Source organism: Streptococcus sinensis, from assembly GCF_000767835.1.
GTDB classification, from domain to species: Bacteria; Bacillota; Bacilli; order Lactobacillales; family Streptococcaceae; genus Streptococcus; species Streptococcus sinensis.
This window is the reverse complement of record NZ_JPEN01000012.1, coordinates 17,532-39,035: the sequence shown is the minus strand read 5'-3', so window position 1 is coordinate 39,035 and position 21,504 is coordinate 17,532. Positions and strand designations below refer to the sequence as shown.

17 protein-coding genes and 1 riboswitch are annotated in these 21,504 nt (G+C 42.5%); of the genes, 4 read left to right on the top strand and 13 right to left on the bottom strand.

Features of this window, described 5'->3' with window-relative positions; genetic code table 11:
* Nucleotides 1-338 precede the first annotated feature (338 nt).
* On the top strand, nucleotides 339-1,307 hold the full coding sequence (locus SSIN_RS00365; protein ID WP_037614453.1) for an NAD(P)/FAD-dependent oxidoreductase: 969 nt from the start codon (nucleotides 339-341) through the stop codon (nucleotides 1,305-1,307).
* Nucleotides 1,308-1,340: 33 nt separating this feature from the next.
* Here SSIN_RS00365 and whiA read toward each other — a convergent pair whose 3' ends face one another.
* From whiA to SSIN_RS00345, 4 genes are all read right to left on the bottom strand, one after another.
* Nucleotides 1,341-2,252 carry a DNA-binding protein WhiA gene (gene whiA / locus SSIN_RS00360; protein WP_037614452.1) on the bottom strand — a complete coding sequence of 304 codons (912 nt, stop codon included), beginning with the start codon at nucleotides 2,250-2,252 and terminating at the stop codon, nucleotides 1,341-1,343.
* Nucleotides 2,249-3,226 carry a YvcK family protein gene (locus tag SSIN_RS00355; protein WP_037614451.1) on the bottom strand — a complete coding sequence of 326 codons (978 nt, stop codon included), beginning with the start codon at nucleotides 3,224-3,226 and terminating at the stop codon, nucleotides 2,249-2,251. The genes whiA and SSIN_RS00355 overlap by 4 nt, the downstream gene beginning before the upstream one ends.
* Nucleotides 3,223-4,113: an RNase adapter RapZ gene (gene rapZ, locus SSIN_RS00350; RefSeq protein ID WP_037614450.1), complete on the bottom strand. Its 891-nt coding sequence runs from the start codon at nucleotides 4,111-4,113 to the stop codon at nucleotides 3,223-3,225. The genes SSIN_RS00355 and rapZ overlap by 4 nt, the downstream gene beginning before the upstream one ends.
* Before the next feature lie 66 nt (nucleotides 4,114-4,179).
* Nucleotides 4,180-4,563, bottom strand: a complete 384-nt coding sequence (locus SSIN_RS00345) for a RidA family protein (RefSeq protein ID WP_037614449.1) — start codon at nucleotides 4,561-4,563, stop codon at nucleotides 4,180-4,182.
* A gap of 129 nt (nucleotides 4,564-4,692) precedes the next feature.
* Nucleotides 4,693-4,737: riboswitch (PreQ1 riboswitch) on the top strand.
* A gap of 121 nt (nucleotides 4,738-4,858) precedes the next feature.
* Between SSIN_RS00345 and SSIN_RS00340 the strand changes: the two genes are divergently transcribed.
* Entirely contained in the window at nucleotides 4,859-5,836 is a 978-nt protein-coding gene (locus SSIN_RS00340) for a nucleoside hydrolase (protein ID WP_037614447.1), read from the top strand.
* 4 nt (nucleotides 5,837-5,840) lie between these two features.
* Nucleotides 5,841-6,407: a LytS/YhcK type 5TM receptor domain-containing protein gene (locus tag SSIN_RS00335; protein WP_037614445.1), complete on the top strand. Its 567-nt coding sequence runs from the start codon at nucleotides 5,841-5,843 to the stop codon at nucleotides 6,405-6,407.
* A 242-nt stretch (nucleotides 6,408-6,649) separates the two neighbouring features.
* On the opposite strand, the gene SSIN_RS00330 is transcribed toward SSIN_RS00335, so the two are convergent.
* The 7 genes from SSIN_RS00330 to ftsW all read right to left on the bottom strand — a co-directional run bounded on the left by SSIN_RS00330 (nucleotide 6,650) and on the right by ftsW (nucleotide 17,641).
* Complete coding sequence (locus SSIN_RS00330; RefSeq protein ID WP_037614444.1) at nucleotides 6,650-9,502, bottom strand: GBS Bsp-like repeat-containing protein; 2,853 nt, start codon at nucleotides 9,500-9,502, stop codon at nucleotides 6,650-6,652.
* Nucleotides 9,503-9,576: 74 nt separating this feature from the next.
* Nucleotides 9,577-10,317 carry a triose-phosphate isomerase gene (gene tpiA / locus SSIN_RS00325; protein ID WP_037614442.1) on the bottom strand — a complete coding sequence of 247 codons (741 nt, stop codon included), beginning with the start codon at nucleotides 10,315-10,317 and terminating at the stop codon, nucleotides 9,577-9,579.
* Between the two features lie 255 nt (nucleotides 10,318-10,572).
* Complete coding sequence (gene tuf / locus SSIN_RS00320; RefSeq protein ID WP_037614441.1) at nucleotides 10,573-11,769, bottom strand: elongation factor Tu; 1,197 nt, start codon at nucleotides 11,767-11,769, stop codon at nucleotides 10,573-10,575.
* A gap of 122 nt (nucleotides 11,770-11,891) precedes the next feature.
* Nucleotides 11,892-12,899: an anti sigma factor C-terminal domain-containing protein gene (locus SSIN_RS00315; protein ID WP_037614440.1), complete on the bottom strand. Its 1,008-nt coding sequence runs from the start codon at nucleotides 12,897-12,899 to the stop codon at nucleotides 11,892-11,894.
* Entirely contained in the window at nucleotides 12,886-13,356 is a 471-nt protein-coding gene (locus SSIN_RS00310) for an RNA polymerase sigma factor (protein ID WP_052076734.1), read from the bottom strand. Before SSIN_RS00310 ends, SSIN_RS00315 begins: the two co-directional genes overlap by 14 nt.
* 156 nt (nucleotides 13,357-13,512) lie before the next feature.
* A complete protein-coding gene (gene ppc / locus SSIN_RS00305) occupies nucleotides 13,513-16,359 on the bottom strand; it encodes a phosphoenolpyruvate carboxylase (RefSeq protein WP_037614438.1) in 2,847 nt (948 codons plus the stop codon).
* 67 nt (nucleotides 16,360-16,426) lie between these two features.
* Nucleotides 16,427-17,641: a cell division peptidoglycan polymerase FtsW gene (ftsW, locus tag SSIN_RS00300; protein ID WP_037614437.1), complete on the bottom strand. Its 1,215-nt coding sequence runs from the start codon at nucleotides 17,639-17,641 to the stop codon at nucleotides 16,427-16,429.
* 220 nt (nucleotides 17,642-17,861) lie between these two features.
* Here ftsW and SSIN_RS00295 point away from each other — a divergent pair, with 220 nt between their 5' ends.
* On the top strand, nucleotides 17,862-18,704 hold the full coding sequence (locus SSIN_RS00295; RefSeq protein ID WP_037614436.1) for a glycoside hydrolase family 25 protein: 843 nt from the start codon (nucleotides 17,862-17,864) through the stop codon (nucleotides 18,702-18,704).
* 359 nt (nucleotides 18,705-19,063) lie between these two features.
* Here SSIN_RS00295 and SSIN_RS00290 read toward each other — a convergent pair whose 3' ends face one another.
* Both SSIN_RS00290 and recN read right to left on the bottom strand, forming a co-directional pair.
* A complete protein-coding gene (locus tag SSIN_RS00290) occupies nucleotides 19,064-19,792 on the bottom strand; it encodes a metallophosphoesterase (RefSeq protein ID WP_037614435.1) in 729 nt (242 codons plus the stop codon).
* Nucleotides 19,793-19,844: 52 nt separating this feature from the next.
* Nucleotides 19,845-21,503 carry a DNA repair protein RecN gene (gene recN, locus SSIN_RS00285; protein ID WP_037614434.1) on the bottom strand — a complete coding sequence of 553 codons (1,659 nt, stop codon included), beginning with the start codon at nucleotides 21,501-21,503 and terminating at the stop codon, nucleotides 19,845-19,847.
* Between the last annotated feature and the right edge of the window lies 1 nt (nucleotide 21,504).

The window sequence follows — 21,504 nt, the reverse complement described above, 5'->3', positions numbered from 1 at the left end:
TTATAAAACATTATACCAAATTTTTTAGCTTTGCGGGGAAATTATCATGGAAAAGATAGTGAAAACCGCTATTATAGCTATATTCTTGAAGAGTGCAATCAAAACTAATAGTCTCGATTCTATCGTCCAGCTATCACTCTCCTGCTTTATATCACAATAAGAAGTCTTTTTAGCTATATAGTCTCTCCCTTTATCGTAGCAACGGAGATTTCTGAAAACCTTCCTTTTTTGCTTCATTATTATACTGAGCATCTTAGAATAAACTTCATGACCTTTTTAAAACATTTTATGGTACAATAAAAAGAGTTTATTTTTGAAAGAATTAATAGAGGAAAACTATGACTGAAATCTACGATATCACCATTGTTGGCGGCGGGCCAGTCGGCCTCTTTGCCGCCTTTTATGCTCACATGCGAAAAGCCAGCGTCAAAATCATTGATTCCCTGCCTCAGCTGGGCGGACAACCCGCTATTCTATATCCAGAAAAGAAGATTCTGGATGTGCCGGGCTTTACCAATCTAACTGGCGAAGAGCTGACACAGCGTCTGATTGAGCAACTGGAGACTTTCCAGACTGATATTTACCTCAATGAAACAGTGCTGGATATTATAAAAAAGGATTATGGTTTTACAATTGAAACGTCCAAGGGTCAGCATGAAACTAGGACCGTTATTATCGCTATGGGCGGTGGAGCCTTTAAGCCACGGCCACTAGAGTTAGACGATGCCGAAGCTTACAGCAATCTCCACTATCATGTCTCAAACATCAGCCAGTACGCTGACCAAAAGGTTGTTGTTCTGGGGGGCGGCGACTCGGCTGTTGACTGGGCTCTGGCATTTGAAAAAATTGCAGAAACTAGCTTGGTGCATCGCAGGGACAACTTCCGAGCTTTAGAACACAGTGTGGAAGAACTCAAGGCTTCTAGTGTTGAGATTAAGACACCATTCGTTCCTAGTCGATTGGTCGGCAAAAATGGCAAGATTACCCACTTGGAAATCAGTCAAGTCAAGGGAGACGAAAGTCAGCTCCTACCACTGGATCATCTCTTTGTTAACTACGGTTTTAAATCTTCTGTCGGCAATCTCAAAAATTGGGGCTTGGAGCTCAACCGTCGCAAGATTTTGGTCAACAGCAAGCAGGAAACTTCTATACCAGGTATCTATGCAGCTGGTGATTGCTGTTCCTATGAAGGAAAGATTGATTTAATTGCAACGGGTCTGGGCGAAGCTCCTACTGCTGTCAATAATGCCATTAACCATATTTATCCCGACCAAAAGGTCCAACCCAAACATTCTACAAGCTTATAAAAAAACAGCTGCCGAGCTCAATCTCAGCAGCTTTTATAATTCATCTGCGATTTTATTAATTTTTCTCAAGCGATGATTGACACCGCTCTTAGTCAGTGGCCGGTTCAGATTATCAGCCAGCTGTTGAATGGAGTAATCCGGATGCTGGATACGCAGCTGGGCTACTTCCTGCAGGTCCACTGGCAACTGTTCAATACCTATGCTATCAATAATTTTGATAATATTATTAATCGTCTTCATACTGGCCGTCACTGTGCGGGCAATATTGGCCGTCTCCGCATTGTTTGCTCGATTGAGATCATTGCGTGCTTCCCGCAGGAGCTTGATAGACTCAAACTCAGCCATGGCTTCCATAGCTCCAATGACAATGAGAAAATCCATGACGTCCTCAGCCCGTTGCAGATAGGTCACAGCTCCTTTCTTACGCTCAATCGTCTTGGCATCCAGAAGAAAACGGCGCATTAGGGCAGCTAGATCCTCAGCATGATCCAAATAGACGGAGAGAATTTCAAGCTGGTACTTGCCTGAGTCTGGCTCCCGCATACTGCCACTGGCCAGAAATGCTCCCCTCAGATAGGAACGACTGGCTTCATCATCCGACAGAATAGCCTGGTCAATCCCTACCTCGATACCAAAAAAGGAGTCAGCCAAGTGTAGATCAGATAGGATTTCTTCCACTTTTTGATCCAGAAATACTGTATAAACACGATTCTTGCGCAAATTAGTCTTCTGATGGTGGCGGATTTCTGACTTGACCTGATAGATGTCTATCAGCAGCTCGTAGATATGTCGGGCAATTTTGGCATTTTCTGTTGAAATGGATAAGGTAAGGCCAGACGAAGAAATTCCCAGACTACCAGCCATCTTGATGATAGCAGCCAACTCATTTTTGTCCTTTACAGCTAAGCTTAAAAGCTCTTCTTTGACCTTAACTGTAAAACTCATTTGCGCACCTGTATAATCTGCATCAACTCATCAACGACTAACTCGCCATCGTGAAAAGCTCCGCCATTTTCCAAACAAAGAAAATTCGAAGAAATAACGCGAGGAACTTGCTCCTGCAACCCTCGAAAATCGTGGTCAACCTGCACCAGATATTCATCAAATTTATTGCTATTCATATACTCACGCGGGACCGGCTCGATATTGACCAAGACAGTATCAATGAACTTTCTGCCCAGATGACGATGCAGCACTTGGACATGGTCGCTATCTGAAAAGTGCTCGGTTTCGCCGCGTTGAGTCATAATGTTGCAGACATAGGCCACTTCTGCCTTTGTATCTAGAAGGGCTTGACCAATTTCCTCAATAACGAGATTAGGTAAAATGGAAGTAAAGAGGGAACCTGGTCCCAGAACCACCATATCGCTTTCCAAAATGCTCTCGACCACCTTTTTACTAGCAGCAGGCTTTTCATCATCATAAGTATTGGTCACATAAACCCGCTCAATCATCCCGCTCTTACTAGCCAGATTACTCTCACCGACAACTTCCGTTCCATCCGTAAAAACAGCATGCAGGGTCAGGGGATTGTCACTAGAAGGATAGATTTTACCTGTCGTATGGAAAAACTTGGTCAGAAGCTGCATGGCGTTATAGGTTGAGCCCTGCATTTCAGAAATGCCGGCAATAATCAGATTCCCCAGAGGATGACCTGCCAGAACTCCGTCTCCTTCAGCAAAGCGATACTGGAAGACCTTCTCATAAAACTTTGGCATGTCAGACATGGCTACTAAAACATTTCGCAAATCACCCGGAGGAGTCAGCTGTTGGATATTTTTCCGCAGCTCGCCAGAACTGCCGCCATCATCTGCTACTGTGACAATAGCTGTGATTTCCACTTCTTTTTTCCGCAGACTGTCCAAGATAACTGAGATTCCTGTGCCGCCACCAATGACTGTTATTCTAGGTTTTCTCATGAGCGGTTCACCGTTTCCTTCCGACGATTTTTGTCGCGATGGCTGGCATTAACTAGCCAGTTTTTTGCCAAATCATCCGCCAAACGCTGAGCGAAGGCCACGCTGCGGTGCTGTCCGCCCGTGCAACCGACTGCGATGGTCAGCACAGATTTTCCTTCCTTCCGATAACCCGGCAAAATCGGCTCAATCAAGCCCAGCAGATGCTGGTAAAATTCTTCTGACTCAGCATGGTTCATGACATAGTTGAAGACATCCTTGTCCAAGCCTGTCTGATTGCGCAGTTCGGGCTTATAGTACGGATTGGGCAGGAAACGTACATCAAAGACCAAATCTGCATCCAAAGGCAGACCGTATTTGAAACCAAAACTCATGACTTCAATCCGGAAACTGTGCATCTCGTCCTGATTTGAAAATTGCTCAGAGATGGTCTTTCTGAGCTCCCGTGGTGTCAAATCTGTTGTGTCCACAACATTTTGACTGAGATTTTTCAGAGGGGCCAAGAGCTCACGCTCCAGCTTAATCCCATCCAAAATCCGTCCATCAGCTGCCAGCGGATGGCTGCGCCGTGTTTCCTTATAACGAGCCACTAACTCCTTATCCGCCGCATCTAGGAAAAGAATCTTGAAATCGATGTTCTCATTTTGCTCTAAATCATCCAAAACATTCTGGATTTGCAAAAAGAAAGAACGGCTGCGCATATCAACAACCAAAGCCAATTTATCATTGTCAGTGGTCCCTTCGACCAGCTGTAAGAACTTTGGCACCAGAGTCGGCGGCATATTGTCAATCGTAAAATAGCCCAAATCCTCAAAAGACTGGATAGCAACGGTCTTTCCAGCACCGCTCATTCCCGTCACAATCACTAATTGAATCTTGTGTTCAGTCATTCTTTCTCCTTTCTCTAACCTATCATGTCTAAAAAGGGACAGGAAACTTTTCCCAGCCCCAAACATTTATTCCACAATCTCAGCAATGACTTCGATTTCGATTTTAACATCCCGAGGCAAGCGAGCCACTTCTACTGCCGAACGAGCTGGAAACTCGCTCTTAAAGGCTGTTTTGTAGACTTCATTAAATGGTACAAAATCATTGATATCACTCAGGAAACAGGTCGCCTTGACCACATGGTCAAAATCTGTTCCAGCTGCTTCTAAAATGGCTCCTACATTTTTCAAAACCTGCTGGGTCTGCTCCTCAATCGTTGCTCCTACAATTTCTCCTGTCTCTGGTGACAAAGGAATCTGACCGCTGGCAAATAAAAGGTTATCGACGATTTTTCCTTGGACATAAGGCCCGATTGCCGCTGGTGCTTTATCTGTTTGTACTATTTTTGCCATCATAATCTCCTCATTTCTTTTATCTTATTATATCATAAACTCCCGAGGCTGACTATTCATGTCTTACCCACCATTGACTTTTAAAGATTTTTTCTTTATGATAGTAAATGCATAATTCAAAACACCTATTTTGGACTGGTTCGCAAACTTCCCAGTATAAAAAACTAAGTACCCTTATATTCTAAAGTAATGTAATTGCGCATAGTTTTTTCTGGTGTCCTGCCGCTTTGGCAGAACTAACTGAGAGGTTGAGACGGAGGTTTCAACCTTATTTTATTTCTCAAAAGGAGGACCTATGAAAAGAAAAGTTATTATTGATTGTGATCCCGGCATAGATGACATCCTAGCCCTGCTCTATGCCCTGCAACACCCTGACTTAGAGGTCATGGCTTTGACCATAGTTGCTGGAAATGTCCCAGTGGAACTTGGTCTTGAAAATGCCTTCAAAATATTGGAAAGGCTGAATCGGCTGGATATTCCAATTTATGCAGGAGCCGACAAGCCTTTGGTTCGTGAATTCATCTCCGCTCAGGACACCCACGGCATGGATGGATTGGGGGAAAGCGGGATAGCACGAAGCAGCTCCACCCAAGCCCAACCACAAACAGCCTATGACTTTCTGGCAGACTATTTTCAGACCAATAAGAATACTTCTATCATCGCGCTGGGGCCTTTGACCAATATTGCCTTAGCTCTCAGGAAAAATCCTACACTTGGTCAACATCTAGACCGATTTATCAGCATGGGCGGCAGCTACAAATCGCACGGCAACTGTTCACCTGTGGCCGAATACAACTACTGGTGCGATCCGCATGCAGCTCAAGAAACCTACGAAAAACTTGGAAAAAAGATTGAAATGGTCGGTCTAGATGTCACTCGAAAGATTGTCTTAACACCCAATCTATTGGAATATATGCGTTTTATTAATCTTGAAGTCGCTGACGTCATCGGGAAAATCACTCGTTTCTATTGGGATTTTCATTGGGAGTATGAACATATCATCGGTTGTGTCATCAACGATCCGTTGGCTGTTGCCCATTTCCTGCATGAAGACCTTTGCCATGGTTTTGATTCCTATGTAGATGTTGCAACGGAGGGTATTGCCATGGGACAAACGCTGGTTGATGCTTATCATTTTTATAATAAAGAAGCAAACACTAAAGTGTTGACTCAAGTAGATACCAAACTCTTTTTTCAGGATTTTCTCGCTGTGATACTCAATACCTCAAAGGAAATCATCTGCCAAGATCTACAAACTTTAAACTTAGGATAAGATTATGAAAAAAACATCACCATTTATCATCACATTTACTGCTGTCTGCATCGCTCTTAACTATGCCGGTGCCAACATCGCTCTTTTTCTAAAACTTCCTGTTTATTTGGATACGTTTGGAACGATATTAGCCAGCCTTGTTTTAGGACCTATTTTCGGAGTAGGAACTGCGATTGCCAGCGCTCTGATTAGTGCTTTTACAACGGACATTTCTGCTATATATTTCTCTCCAGTAGCCATTCTTTTGGCACTGCTCATCTCAGTCTTTTTCAAGGCTGATTCAAAACCTAGGCTAAACCTCTTCTGGAAATCTTTTATGGTTTCCCTGCCAGCCACTGCCTTGGCCTCTCTGATTACCGTCATCGTCTTCAAAGGGATTACTCCAAGTGGTTCCAGCCTCATCGTTCAGGGCTTACATGGCTTAGGCTTAGATTTGGTCACCAGTACCATCATCGTCCAAGCACTGACTGACTATGCAGACCGACTTCTCGTTATCGGAGTCAGTCTGGTCTTCATTCCACAACTCAAAAAGGTCAGCCCAAGAATCTTTGCAAAATCTAGTAATATTTAAAAATGCATTTGAATTAACAAAAACAACAGCACTAATTTTGTACTGTTGTTTTTGTTACTCTCTTCTAAATTTCCCTTTTTAAAATTCCTCTGATGAGTTGCCTACTTCCGCTACGGTTTAGTCCGTCTTCTCTCAAGATTGAACTAAAAGAGTCTAGAAAAAGTTTGTAGTGCTTAAATGAGATGCTTATTACAATTGAAATTTATCGGCACTTGCTTCCTGTGTGCAAAGAATTTCTTTACTTATTTATATAGAGGACTAGCAAATCCGCGAATATTCCCGTGACCAATACGATAGGTTTTGCGTTGCACCTGATTATTGGTACTGTTTCCTTCGATAGTATAAATAATGCCATTCTCCACTTTCTCTACAATACCAATATGATCCGCCCAGCCGTCATTTTGCTGGCTGTTTTGATCCCAGTTAAAAGTGATGATATCGCCTGCTTTAGGTGTTGAATTCCCATCTTCATTCCAAATACCCAAGCGTTTGAAAATTTGAATATGACGTTCTACTCCGCACTCGCGACCGATAAGTTCACTCAAACCCTGTCTTTGGAAAACCACAGTGACAAAAATATCACACCAGTCATCCGTTTCCTTGACAGCATATCCCACTGGCAATGGACGAATGCGATTATAATCCGCCACTAACAGACGGTGCTGCTCGCTGCCCCCCTGAACACCAACAAGTGCTGCTGCTGACTGTACGACTCGATCTCTCTGCCCCTTTATCTGAGGATCTAATTCATGATTTCCTACATTGAAACCATCTGTAGTTCCGTCAGTGTAGTCAATATAAGCATGAGTGATGTAGTCTCCTTTAAGAAAATAATGGTTAGCCGAATTAACGACAACTTCTGTACTATCCCCAGTCGGAGCTGTCTTATACCAATGAAGATTACCTTGATTTTTTTCAGACCAAGCAGCAACCCGTATATTTTTAATCTCTTTAGCACCAGAAGGACGATTTACAACAACTCGGTAAACTCCCTCTGTCTGTCTTACATCTTTTATTTCAACCTTGACACTTGGAATAGACTCCGTGCGAGTAACGGTTACTTTCGTTCCGCCGACACCGACCATCTGACCGTTATCTTGGACATAATACAGATGCACACTGTAGTCACCGACAGAATTCTTGTGCTCGCTGGCACGAACGGTGAACTTATAGGTACCGTCAGACTGTTTCTGAGCCTTGTGCCAAATCAGATCATCCTGACCGTGCTCATGCGACCAAGTCGGAAGCAAGACCTCACGAATCCCCTGCGGGCTGGAAACCTGAGAAACAATCACATCGAAGGTGCCCGTCTTAGGATTGTTATTGGCAATCGTCAGCTTACCCTCTGGTTTTCCGAACGAAACCTTGGTGGTGGTTCCGCCGACACCGACCATCTGACCGTTATCTTGGACATAATACAGATGCACACTGTAGTCACCGACAGAATTCTTGTGCTCGCTGGCACGAACGGTAAACTTATAGGTACCGTCAGACTGTTTCTGAGCCTTGTGCCAAATCAGATCATCCTGACCGTGCTCATGCGACCAAGTCGGAAGCAAGACCTCACGAATCCCCTGCGGGCTGGAAACCTGAGAAACAATCACATCGAAGGTGCCCGTCTTAGGATTGTTATTGGCAATCGTCAGCTTACCCTCTGGTTTTCCGAACGAAACCTTGGTGGTGGTTCCGCCGACACCGACCATCTGACCGTCCCCTTGTATATAATATAAATGAATGTTGTATTCACCAGTCGAACCTTTATGATTCGCCGCATTGACAGTCAATTTATAGGTTCCATTGGCTTGTTTTGCTGCAGTATACCAAACAATATCATCTTGACCATTCTCAGTAGACCAAATTGGAAGCTTAATTTCCTGAATTCCATGTGGTGCTGAAACTTTGGAAACGATGACATCAAAAGTACCGGTTTTGGGGTTATTATTTTGAATACTAATCGTACCCGTCAGTGGTTGCTTAGCTAAAGCAGACTTGGCTGTAAATCTACCAGAATAGTCAATACTCTGGTCGAAAACATGCTTGCCTGCTAATAACTCCGCCTGAGAAGTGAATTGCCAAGCCCCTGATCTGCTATTGTATTTCAGGCTTCTAGCATCATTTGCACTTAGTTTTGGTGCTGGATATTGGGCAATCCAAAAATTATCAAGGCCAAACAAAGCTGTATTTACTGGTCCTTTTTGGCGCAGGTTGTTTTGGTCGACCCAACTAGCACTAGTATAGTACATTAGGTTCTTATATCCGTGTTTGCGCATTTCCTCAGCCCAAGCTTGAGTATGCTGGTTGATTCCGTTTTGCATTTTCGGATCTTCCATGTCATTGACCATGACCGTATTTTTGGGCAAGCCCAGCCTATTGGCGAATGCAGCATAATAACGGGCTTCCGCTCTCGCTTCCTCATCGCTGGTATAGTGCGAGAAGGCATAGGTCGAGACTTGCAGACCGGCTGCTTGCGCATTTTTTACCTGAGATTCAGCAAAAGGATTTGTATAAGTCGTTCCTTCTGTCAGTTTGACAACGACACCGCCGACACCTTTGGATGCTAGTTGGCGATAGTCTTCCACACTGATATAACCGTTGTGACTACTCACATCCACAAAGGAAGAACCTTTAATGTCCGCTTGAGGATTGCTGCGAGCTGTTTGTCCTGACGGAGGAGCGCTATAAAACACTGCTTTTCTCTTCTCAGAAGTTACTTCTGTACTACTCACAGCCGGCGAAGATTGATCTGACCCTATCTGATTTCCTGTGGATTCAGCATGAGTGTCACTCCCCGTCTCACTTTCACTGCCAGAAAATTCACCCTTTATCAAATCAGAAGCCCTATTTTGGCTTTGATCAATCACAGAGCCATTTGCTGTCGGACTTGTATTTTCCTGCCCCTTTGTATTCTCATCAGCAATCGTTTCCAGTGCTGCTGGAGCTTCTTGAGTTTGGCTATCATTTTTTACCTGAAGTTCCGTTTTTGGAACCTCTAAATCTGCTGCCGTACTTGTGTTCTCTTCAGCACGAGCAATATTAGCCGTTGCAGCTAATAAGACAGCTGTACTCGCTAAATAAACTATTTCTTTTGATTTCAACTTTTCTCTCCGAATTTTAAAAAGCTTGCCACCTTAAGGCAACAAGCAATTTTATTTAAAACCTAAAATCTTTTTTATTTCACAAAATCAAGAAGAGCAAGGAAGCTTTCAGCTTCAAGTGATGCTCCACCAACAAGAGCTCCATCCACATCTGGACAAGCCATGTATGATGCTACATTTTCAGGTTTAACTGAACCACCGTATTGAACACGAACCTTGTCAGCAACTTCTTGACCAAAGTCAGCAGCTACAACATCACGAACAACTTTACACATTTTTTGTGCGTCGTCTTGTGAAGCTGATTTACCAGTACCAATAGCCCAGATTGGCTCATAAGCGATAACTGACGCAGCAACTTGTTCAGCTGTCAATCCAGCAAGAGCAGCTGATACTTGAGCACCTACGAATTCAGCAGCTTTACCAGCTTCGTAAGTTTCAAGTGATTCACCACAGCAGATAATAGGAAGCATACCGTTTGCAAAAATCGCTTTTGCTTTTTTGTTGATATCTTCATCAGTTTCATGGAAGTAGTCACGACGTTCTGAGTGACCGATAACAACGTAGTCAGTACCGATTTCTTTCAAAACTTGTGGGCTAGTTTCACCAGTGAAAGCACCTGCATTTTCGAAGTAGCAGTTTTGTGCAGCAACTTTAAGGTTTGAACCTTTTGCAGCAGCTAGAACAGTTGTCAAGTCAAGTGCAGGAGCAGCAATCCCAGCTTCTACAAGCTCAGAAGACGGAAGTTTAGCAGCTACTGCTTCCACAAAAGCTTTTGCTTCTTCTGGATTTTTGTTCATTTTCCAGTTACCGGCAATAAATGGNCGTTATATTGTATCATAAATTTACCAATTAATAAAGGTTAGCCACAGATTTTCATAAAAATAAAATATCTAATCTAACTTTTGTCATTAAATACGAAAACAAGTAATTTAGAGATTCATCAGCGAATTTTCAATCTTAAATTCGATTTGTAAAATGTAATATTCTCCTTTCATCTTCACAAAAAAACCCCGCTGAGCGGGGTTTTTAGTGTCTGACTTTATAATTATTATTCTGGGAACTTAATCAAATTAAGCTTCGATTTCTGTAACCATACCTGAACCAACAGTACGTCCACCTTCACGGATAGAGAAAGTAGTACCTTGTTCAACGGCGATTGGGTGGATCAACTCAACGTCGATAGTCACGTTATCACCAGGCATAACCATTTCAGTACCAGCAGGAAGCTCGATAGAACCAGTTACGTCAGTTGTACGGAAGTAGAATTGTGGACGATAGTTGTTGAAGAATGGAGTATGACGTCCACCTTCTTCTTTAGTAAGGATGTAAACTTCACCTTTGAATTTAGTGTGTGGGTTGATTGAACCTGGTTTAGCAAGAACTTGTCCACGTTCAATTTCATCACGTTGGATACCACGAAGAAGCACACCAACGTTGTCCCCTGCAAGACCTTCGTCAAGCTGTTTACGGAACATTTCAACACCAGTAACAACTGCTTTGCGGATTTCTTCTTTGATACCTACGATTTCAACTTCATCGTTGACTTTAACAGTACCACGGTCGATACGTCCTGAAGCAACAGTACCACGTCCAGTGATTGAGAATACGTCTTCGACTGGAAGAAGGAGTGGCTTGTCAGTATCACGTTCTGGTTCTGGGATGTACTCATCTACAGTGTCCATCAATTCCATGATGATGTCTTCGTACTTAGTATCACCTTCAAGAGCCTTAAGAGCTGAACCTTGGATAACTGGAAGATCGTCACCTGGGAAGTCATATTCTGACAAGAGGTCACGGATTTCCATTTCAACCAATTCAAGCAACTCTTCGTCGTCAACCAAGTCAACTTTGTTCATGAAGACGATCAAGTGCTTAACACCAACCTGACGTGAAAGCAAGATGTGCTCACGAGTTTGTGGCATTGGTCCGTCAGTTGAAGCTACTACAAGGATAGCTCCGTCCATTTGAGCGGCACCAGTGATCATGTTTTTAACGTAGTCCGCGTGTCCTGGAGCGTCGATGTGAGCGTAGTGGCGCTTAGCAGTTTCATACTCAACGTGCGCAGTGTTGATAGTGATACCGCGTTCGCGTTCTTCTGGAGCAGCATCAATAGACGCATAGTCTTTTGGTTGGTTAACTGCTGAAGGCAAGCGACGTGCCAAAACAGTTGTGATTGCTGCTGTCAAAGTAGTTTTACCGTGGTCAACGTGTCCGATAGTACCAATGTTAACGTGTGGTTTACTACGATCGTATTTTTCTTTTGCCATTTGAGTAAAAGCCTCCAATAAAATATATTTTATAGATAGACAGTAGGCAATACAGTCTAACTTTCCTTACTATTTTATCAAATTTCACTGAAAATGCAAGCCTTTTAGTCTTTTTTTGTGAATTATTCCTTATCTAACTGATAGTAAGGCTGATTGGAAACGGAAGCACCAATACTCGAAGCAGCAATCCATTCTTTCCCTTCTAATTGGCTGAAATTCTCAGCTTTCCCAGTCAGAATAATACCAGAAAAGGTCAATTGATCCCGATTTTCTGCTTCACGAATATCTAACTGACCAAATTTCTTGAGATAGGCCTTAACGTCATCGTACATGTTGTACTTGTTGACAGTTGGGAAAAGGTTTTTATTGGCCTTTTTCAAATAGTCCAAGAAGGTCTGCTGCTCTTGCTTAGCCTCTTCGCTCTCTTTTTTGCCGTCCGACGGATAGGGATTAAGCAGCGTACTATTAGCTCCGTAAGTCGTCTGAGGATCGGTGCGCAATGCCATACCATTTTCACCATCTTCTGACTGACTGCCAATCCAGTACCAGTTGATTTTGAGATTGTTCGGTATCATCTGCTGGATTTCCTTATAGGTATAAGGCTTATCAAAAGTCAAAGCTACTTCCACCAATTGATTCGGCATTTCTTTGACAGATACAAGTTCCTGAGGTGCTGGATCTGAAGACTTCGTCTGTTTGGCATTGACATTGTAAAAGACCGGATATTTCTGCCGAAGCTCTCGCGTATAGGTCCCTGAGGTAGAGGAATAAGTCGCCTCTGACGTCGGATTTTTATAAGAACCTGTTAGTGAATAGTTCCCCTCATAGGCTGGATAATCCACCATCACTCCATCAAGGTCTTTAAAACGATCAGAACGTAATGTTCCTGAAAGATAAGAGGTCGGATTGTAGTATAGACTGTCATAGTCAACATTAGGATAGGCGATTTCGGACATAACTTCGTACTGTTTCTGCAAGTCTCGTCCGTTACTAGAGGCTAATTCTGCCAGCCCCTTTCCTAGAAGACCTAGGAGACCTAAGAGAACTAAAGATACAAAGGAACTAATGACGACTGTCTTCCAGAGTCTTTTTCTTCTGCTTCTCTTTGCAACATTTTCAAATGTTTCCATTTCGATATCCTTTCTTTTCCAGCTCCTTTCGGAGTTTAGCACGACTGCGCATCAGCTGAATCTTGACCTTGCTCACTGAGTAAGACATAATTTGGGCAATCTCCTTGACCGTAAAATCTTGAAAATAATAGAGCTCTAAAAGCGTAGCTTCCTTTAGTGGCAGAGCTTCTATCATACTTCTTAGCAACTCATAATCTTCATTTTCAAAGGGATTGACCAGATCTTTTCCAAAAAATTCTTTTCGCAAAATCTCCAAATAACGTTTATCTCTCCTATATCTGTCGATATAGCGCCGGATGGAAACCCGATACATCCAAGCTCGCATCTTATCTTCTGGAAGGACAAGATCCGTTTCTAACATCTTGACAAAAACGTCCTGCACTACATCTTCTGCTTCCGCTTTAGAAGCCCCTGACTTCTGCAGATAGGAGACAATCTCGCGAGCAAAGCCTATCAAGATTGTTTCATATTCATCTAGTTTGATAAGCTCACCCCCCTCCTTCACTAGTATAACGAATGGAAAAGTCTTTTGGTTACAAAAACAGAAAAATCGGACAAAATCCGATTTTTCGTTATTTATAATGGTAAAGTAGCCATTTTGTATTCTCATGTATCAGCCAGAATTCCGAAGTCCTGTAGCAATTCCGTTGATAGTGATGTGAATCAAGCGTTCTTGCTCTGGTGAAAGTTCGCCACGTCGCTGACGTTTAATCAACTCCAACTGAATATAGTTCAACACATTAAAGTAAGGCATGCGGTAATCCAAACTGTCCTTGAGATAAGCATTTTCCGCCAAGAGCTCATCGTGCCCTTCGATAGCCAAGATGACCTTCTTAGTCAGCTGCCACTCGTCCAAGATAATATTGAAAATATCCTGCACATCCTTGTCTTCGCACAGTTGTGCATACTCAAAGGCAATATTCATATTAGACTTAGACAGCACCATATCTACATTTGACAAGAGAGACTGGAAGAATGGCCATCTCTTATACATAAATTGCAGGAAGGCCAGATTCTTTTCAGGATCTTCATCAATAAATTCCTTGAAGCTAGACCCAACACCATACCAGCCTGGGAACATAACCCGGCTTTGAGACCAAGAGAATACCCAAGGAATCGCTCTGAGACCGCCGATCTCAGTAATCGTTTTACGGGCTGCTGGACGAGAACCGATATTAAAGCTGGAGATAGCCTTAATCGGACTGGACTCAAAGAAATAATCGTAAAAGCGCTCATCGCCAAAGACTAAATCACGATAAATCTGATAGCTGCGCTCAACCACTTGATCCATAATCCGCTCATACTCATTGGAAGTATGAGTATCACTCTTCTTGCGGGTTACCATGCGGTTGATAGCAGCAGAAACCAGCATTTCTAAGTTATAGTAGGCTGCATCTTTATTTCCATATTTGCTACCAATGACTTCTCCCTGCTCGGTCAGACGGATTCGGTCATTGATACTGCGTAGCGGCTGAGAAGTAATGGCTTCATAAGTTGGACCGCCACCACGTCCTACTGTACCTCCCCGACCATGGAAGAAGGTGATTTTTACGCCAAATTTATCACCGATGGCTGTCAGCTGTTGTTGAGCCTTGTAGAGAGTCCAGCACGAAGATAAGTAGCCGCCGTCCTTGTTACTGTCTGAGTAGCCCAGCATGATTTCCTGATAGTTATCCTTGGAAGCAATCCACTTCTGAGCAATCGGCAGGGACAGGTATTTCTCCATAGTATCGCAAGAATTATCCAAGTCTTCAATGGTCTCAAAGAGAGGAACAATCTGAACACGTGTCCCATTTTCATCAATCAATCCTACTTCTTTGAGCATAATGGCTAATTCAAGCAAGTCCGATACACTAGTTGAGTGAGAAATAATATTTTGTTTAATAACTTCTTCTCCCAACACATCTTTAAGCTCACGGGCAGTTTTGAAAATAGCCAGTTCTTTTTGTAAAAGCTCTGATTTTTGGACATGAGTAGCCGACAAAATCCTTGGATCATCCAAAAGTTGTTTAAGCAGAACCTGACATTTTTCATCCTCTGAGAGAGAGCTGTAGTCCTTTACAATATTTGCTGATGCTAGGAGCTCGGCCACACAGGCTTCATGAACACTGGAATCCTGCCGCATATCAATACTTGCTAAGAAGAAACCAAAGACATCGACTGCCTGCAATAATTCAGTCAACTCACCTGTAACTAAAGCTTGCCCATTGTGCTCTAGCAAAGAATCACGAATAACTAGCAAGTCTTCCTTAAATTCCTGAGCAGTCTTGTAAGATAACACCTGCTCCTTGCTCAAGCCATCTATGGTATCTGTAATACGGGACTGGATATAATTCGGAATGATTTCTTTACCGTTGTTGGTAACAGACACACTAGCATTAGCATTCAAAACCTCACCAACCTTATCTGCCAGATGATGTCCTTCACTAGAAAAATTCCCTTCTTTTAAATAAAGCAAGGTCTGAATCAGCTTGGACTGAATATAGTGAAAAGCTCGGCGGTAAGGCTCATTTTCACGATAAACTGATTTATCACTGGACAAAGCAGCCATTTTCATTACTGCTTCACTGGTTTCCGAAAACTTAGATGAAAGCGAAAAATTTCGATAAAGAGTATAGACCTTATCGATATAGTAGTTCAAAATAACTTCACTTTGAACAGTTGCTGACAATTTTAGCGTTTCTGCTGTTACATACGGATTACCATCACGGTCACCACCAATCCACATTCCCATAGTAATTGGTTTTGGATTTTCTAAATGAATCCCTTTTTCTTCTGCCAAACGCTTGTATTCCAGCATAAAGTTGGTAATAGCCTGAAGAAAAGAACTATTATAGTATTCCATGACATTGGTAATTTCATTGGTTACCTTCAGTTTTTTCTCGCGAATCATGTCGGTCTGCATCATGAGCTCAATATAGCGGCGCAAATTCGCCAACCATTTCTTCTCATTTACCAAACCAGCCTTTACATCACGGTGCTGACGCAGCAATGTATGGATATGATTGGTCAAATCCAACATGGTCTTGCGCTGAACCTGAGTTGGGTGAGCCGTCAGTACTGGCACGACATTCAGGTTCTCTAGAATTTCTTGAGCATTTTCCCGAGTTGAAATCAAATCTATTGTTGTAGAAAGCTTTCCTAAATAATCGCGATTGACATTGTTTTGATGGTTGATTTCATAGGCCAAATCAACATCTTCAGAAATATTGATTAATAGCGGCAAGATTGAGAAATAGCGAGAAATATAGACCATCTCGTCTGTCGTCAACTTCTCTACGATGGCTTTTAATTCTTGATATCTCGAATCAATTGCCAAATCTTTCATAGTAGAAATTTTTTCAAAAGTCTCGGGACCTAAGATATTTTGCGTAATATCTGCAAGCAGATCTGTTAGAATTGAAACCTCTTCACGAATGACTTCTTTATTGCTATAGCTTTCCAATTTGTTAAATGACATAATCTATACCTCTCATTTTTCAAGGATTTTTCTACTTTAGAAATATGCTTCAGAAATGGCCAAATTCTTATCGGCCAGCAGTTTGCATTTGCTGATAGATATCTTCTCTGCGCTCATTGGCATCAATATTTAACACAAAGGCAATGGCTACCGATAGGACGAGCAGACTATTCCCCCCTTGAGACAAGAAAGGGAAGGTCACTCCAGTTGATGGAATCAAACCAGAAATTCCGCCAATGTTTATGAAGGTCTGTGTTAAAAACATGCCGCCAATTCCTAAGGCCATCATTGAATTAAAAGGATCTTTAGCTCGGATACCCACTAGGATAATTCTTAGGATAAGGAAAAACAGCAATGCTAAAATCAAACTAGCTCCAAAAAAACCTAATTCCTCAATCACGATAGAAAACACAAAGTCGGTATGAGCTTCGGGAAGATACCCCCGTTTTTCAATCGAATTGCCTAAACCTAAACCAAACCAGCCACCGTTACTCATAGCATAATATGAATTAGCTAACTGATGTCCTGAGCCAGACAAGTCATTAAAAGGATTAAAGAAAGCGCTGAACCGCTTCGCAACATAGCCAAAGAGCGGCATCTTTGCAACCCGTTCAACCCCAATAAGCCAAATGCTAGCCAAGACCAGCCCTGAACTTCCAAGAATGACTCCCAGCATAGTGGAAAACCATCGATAGCCAATGCCGCTGACCGCCACCATAATGATGACTGTTAAAAACAAAATGGTCGCATTCCCTAAGTCAGGCATCATTGCAACAATCCCAATCAGCAGGGCTACGATTATCCGCCAATCATTAAAAGCTTTTGGAAGCCATTGATTTAAAGTCAGGGCTTGGTAGTCATAAATTTCGATTTCTTTCTGCTTTTTGGAAAAACGATAGGCCAGAAACCAAATCAGAATAATCTTCAAATACTCCGCTGGCTGAACGCTGAATTGGCCAATAATCAGCCAGCCGTGAGCTCCGTTGACCGTTTTAGTTACAAAGCGCGAAAGAAGCAAAAGGATTATTTCCACAAAAATAATCAGCGTAATGAAACTACCGTTTTTTAAGAAGGACATTTTCATCCTATACAAAATAGTAATGGCGACCAAGCTAGCAATCCAAAATAGTCCTTGATTTATAGCCATACTAAATCCGCTTGCGCCAGCTTGAATCAAGGATGGACTTGTCGTTGAATAAACAATAATCAATCCTATAACAGACAGAATCATATAAGGAATTAAAATTGAATAATTCAACAGGTGTCTCTTATCAATTTTCATATTTCACCATAAAATTTCTAAAAATTCAATCTTCATTATATCACCTTTCCAATTGAAAAAAAAGTATTACGGAAAGTTCAGAGCCAACTTTTTCAAATTAGCACAGCAATGGAACAACTAAAACTCTTTATATTTCAATTGTATGACATTTTATTCATTATTTTGCAAATTTAGAGATATTTTTTGCTTTTTATTTCACTTTGGGTTAGAATAAAAATGTATGAGAAAGAGAATTAAACCGCTTGCATTCTTCCTGTTTTTTATTTGTTTCATTGTATTTCTTTTAATAAATAAACAAATCTCTGATTCGGCAGCTAAGCAAGCAAAAGCAACAAATTCACAATCTGCACAAATAACAGCCAATTCATCAGATGAAGAGCAAACTTCGATTTTAGATGAAGAATTCATCAATAAACCTGTCATTGATATATCTGGCTGGCAGTTACCAAGTGAGATTGACTATGATATTTTATCAAAAAATATATCCGGCGTCATTGTTCGAGTTCATAGTGGCAATCAGGCTAAAAAAGAGAATGCTGCAACCCACTTAAACGGACTGGATAAAGCTTATAAGACTCATATCACTGAGTTTCAAAAGAGAAATATCCCCGTCGCAGTGTATGCATATATAGCCGCCGACAGCGAAAAAGAAATGGCAAAAGAAGCAGAACATTTTTATAAGGCTGCTTCAAAGTACGAACCGACCTACTATTGGCTCGATGTTGAAGAAAAGACCATGCCTGACATGAATGCGGGAGTTGAAGTTTTTCGCTCAAAACTCGAAGAACTAGGTGCTAAAAATATTGGGATTTATGTTGGAACTTTCTTTATGGAAGAACATAGCATCTCAACGGATAAATTTTCTGCGGTTTGGATTCCTACCTACGGGGCTGATGATGGTTATTATAATGCCGCCCCTAATACGGAGCAAGAATATGATCTGCACCAGTATACTTCCCAAGGAAAATTAAATGGCTTTCCTCACTATTTGGATTTGAATCAATTATCTCCTTTAAAAGATAAAATGAAAACCTATAAAAAACTGTTTGACAATTCCCAATGATTTCAAAGCTTTGTCCACTCAGATGAGTAACGACTGAAGAAAAAGACTTTTATTTCCCATTCTTCAATCAAAAAAAGAACCAACCTTGCAAGCTTTTAAGAAGGCAATTATCCTTTCTTAAAAGTTTGCTTTTTTATTATGCACTTATATTGTATATTCAAGTTCTAAAAAAGTAAAAACAAGCTAAAATCCTGTATCTAGTTAGGAATATAAAAAAGATTGAAGAAAACTCACCTCAATGGATAATTTCTTCAATCTAAAACTATAGGGAACAGATTTCAATTGGTCGTTTTGATGATTTGGCAATCTGCAGCAAATCAAATATTTACAGATTCTCACCTTCCCCTAGATACTCCCTTTTAATTTCTTGCTGCCAAGTCATCATTTTCAACAAAATAGTGCTTCAGTATTCCGCTATCTCCAAAGAGAATGCCATGAAGAACACCTCCATAAACAGCTCCGCCATCCATGCCAATCTTGCCATCCTCAGTCATCCAGAGCTGGTCAGTTCCCGGCGCCTCATGCAAAAGGTAGAATGTCGGTGTATGACCAAAGACAATTCTTTTGCCAGTCTGATTGCTGCCCTCGTGAAAAGGCGTCCGAATCCAAACCTTTTGATAATCACTGGTCTCCCGCCAGTCTTTCAGTTCCAAATCAAGACCAGCATGGACAAAAATGTAATGCTCCGTCTCCAACAGGAAAGGCATCTGACGAATAAAGTCGACTAAATCGGCCGCCTCTGTCTTGACACCTTCCGCATCCGCCACCCCGTCTACAGGAGCATTGAGTGGTCGGCCTAAAAGCGAATTAATCGTCGTATCTCCGCCATTGCGTCGGTAGTGGTCATAAGACTTTTCAGGATTGTCCAGCCAAGTCAGAAACATATACTCATGATTGCCAGAAAGACAGACAGCTCCTTCTTGGTCCACTAGAGCCTTGACCCGCTCCAAAACTGCTCGGCTGTCCTCGCCACGATCGATCAAGTCCCCTAGAAAGACTAGTTGGCTGCGACCATCCCAGTGCTGGAGCAGCACATCTAGCATACCTGCCTTGCCATGGACATCACCGATTGCAAAATATTTTGTCATAGTTGCCACTTTCTAAAGAAGACCGAAACACTCATGTCTCAGTCTCGCTTGTTTATTTTTTTAATAATTCTCTAGCCTGCGTCAAGGCAGCCTCCGTCACATCTTCGCCAGCCAACATCTTAGCAACTTCCTGAACACGCTCGTCAGCCGTCAGCAGGCGTACCGTTGAGACGGTCGAATTCTCATCCGAAATCTTCTCAATAAAGAACTGATAATCCGCAATCGCAATGACCTGAGGCAGATGGGAAATGGCCAAGACTTGGCCGTTAGAGCCAATCTTGTAAATCTTCTGAGCAATAGCCTGGGCCACTCGGCCAGAAACGCCCGTATCCACTTCGTCAAAGACAATGCTGGTCTTGCCTTCCTTACGAGAAAAGGCAGACTTGATAGCCAACATGAGACGGGAGAGCTCGCCCCCAGACGCAACCTTTACCAAAGGTTTGAAATCCTCGCCCGGATTGGCCGAGATGTAAAACTCTACTTGCTCATTACCTTCACGGTTAAACTTTCCCTTAGTGAACTGCACTTTAAAGCGCGCCTTTTCCATGTAGAGGTCCTGCAGCTCTTGCTTGATTTCCGCTTCCAGCTGGGCTGCTAGGCTGTGACGAGCCTGACTCAGCTCCTGGGCCAGCTCTACCAGCTCTCTCTCCATGACCTTCAGCTTTCGGTCCATATCCTCTGAGGACAAGTTACTTCCAGTTAAAAGGCTGTATTCTTTGGAAATCTGAGCAAAGTAATCCAGCACATCATCTACTTGGCCGCCGAATTTACGTGTGATGCTGTTAATCAAATCCAGACGACTCTCCACCTGCAGTAGCCGATCTCCGTCAAAGTCCAGTCCATCTAAAATATCCTCTAGGCGCTTGCTAACGTCCTCTAAGACATAATAGGTCTCTGACAAGCTGCTGGAAAGTTCCTTGTAAGCCGGTTCGTAATCCTCGATAGACTCAAGGTCATTCATAGCTGAGCGGACATTGGTCAGACTGGAAAAATCTTCATTATCCAGCATGGTATAGGCGTTGGTCAGCGTATCCGCAATGAGCTTGTGGTTGAGCAAGCGGTCTCGCTCCTGATGTAGAGCAGTGTCTTCACCACTTTTGAGGGCTGCACTCTCAATCTCCGCCATCTGAAACTCCAGCATCTCAATCCTGGCCTTATGCTCCTGCTGATTTTTCTGCAAAGTCAGGACTTGCTTACGCAGGCTTCGATAGCGGTCAAAGGTTTCCTGATAGCGACCTTTTAAATTTACAAAATCTGCCGAGCCAAACTCGTCTAACATAGCAATATGAAGCTGAGGTCGCATCAACTCTTCCTGATCGTGCTGACCATGAATATCCACCAAGTGTTGACCGACAGCCTTTAGAACAGACAGATTCACCATCTGACCATTGATACGGCTGACACTGCGGCCGTTTTGCAGAATTTCCCGACGGATAATCAGCTCATCGGTCAGCTCCCAGCCCTGCTCCTCAAAAATCTCTCGCAAAGCTCTGCTATTTTCCAGCGAAAAAAGTCCCTCTATCTCAGCTTTGGGTGCCCCATGACGAATAACATCCGTAGTAGCACGGCTGCCCAGCATCATGTTCATCGCGTCAATAATAATAGACTTGCCGGCTCCGGTTTCCCCGGTCAAAACCGTCATACCTTGCTCAAAATTAAGGGAAATTTCCTCAATAATGGCAAAATTTTTAATCGAAATTTCTAATAACATA

What these genes read in the sequence shown, in the direction of transcription:
- rapZ (WP_037614450.1), bottom strand. Translation starts at nt 4,113, where the DNA reads ATGACTGAACACAAGATTCAATTAGTGATTGTGACGGGAATGAGCGGT.
- SSIN_RS00355 (WP_037614451.1), bottom strand. Translation starts at nt 3,226, where the DNA reads ATGAGAAAACCTAGAATAACAGTCATTGGTGGCGGCACAGGAATCTCA.
- SSIN_RS00365 (WP_037614453.1), top strand. Translation starts at nt 339, where the DNA reads ATGACTGAAATCTACGATATCACCATTGTTGGCGGCGGGCCAGTCGGC.
- ppc (WP_037614438.1), bottom strand. Translation starts at nt 16,359, where the DNA reads ATGTCATTTAACAAATTGGAAAGCTATAGCAATAAAGAAGTCATTCGT.
- SSIN_RS00345 (WP_037614449.1), bottom strand. Translation starts at nt 4,563, where the DNA reads ATGGCAAAAATAGTACAAACAGATAAAGCACCAGCGGCAATCGGGCCT.
- whiA (WP_037614452.1), bottom strand. Translation starts at nt 2,252, where the DNA reads ATGAGTTTTACAGTTAAGGTCAAAGAAGAGCTTTTAAGCTTAGCTGTA.
- tuf (WP_037614441.1), bottom strand. Translation starts at nt 11,769, where the DNA reads ATGGCAAAAGAAAAATACGATCGTAGTAAACCACACGTTAACATTGGT.
- ftsW (WP_037614437.1), bottom strand. Translation starts at nt 17,641, where the DNA reads ATGAAAATTGATAAGAGACACCTGTTGAATTATTCAATTTTAATTCCT.
- SSIN_RS00340 (WP_037614447.1), top strand. Translation starts at nt 4,859, where the DNA reads ATGAAAAGAAAAGTTATTATTGATTGTGATCCCGGCATAGATGACATC.
- SSIN_RS00295 (WP_037614436.1), top strand. Translation starts at nt 17,862, where the DNA reads ATGAGAAAGAGAATTAAACCGCTTGCATTCTTCCTGTTTTTTATTTGT.
- SSIN_RS00335 (WP_037614445.1), top strand. Translation starts at nt 5,841, where the DNA reads ATGAAAAAAACATCACCATTTATCATCACATTTACTGCTGTCTGCATC.
- recN (WP_037614434.1), bottom strand. Translation starts at nt 21,503, where the DNA reads ATGTTATTAGAAATTTCGATTAAAAATTTTGCCATTATTGAGGAAATT.
- SSIN_RS00290 (WP_037614435.1), bottom strand. Translation starts at nt 19,792, where the DNA reads ATGACAAAATATTTTGCAATCGGTGATGTCCATGGCAAGGCAGGTATG.
- SSIN_RS00315 (WP_037614440.1), bottom strand. Translation starts at nt 12,899, where the DNA reads ATGGAAACATTTGAAAATGTTGCAAAGAGAAGCAGAAGAAAAAGACTC.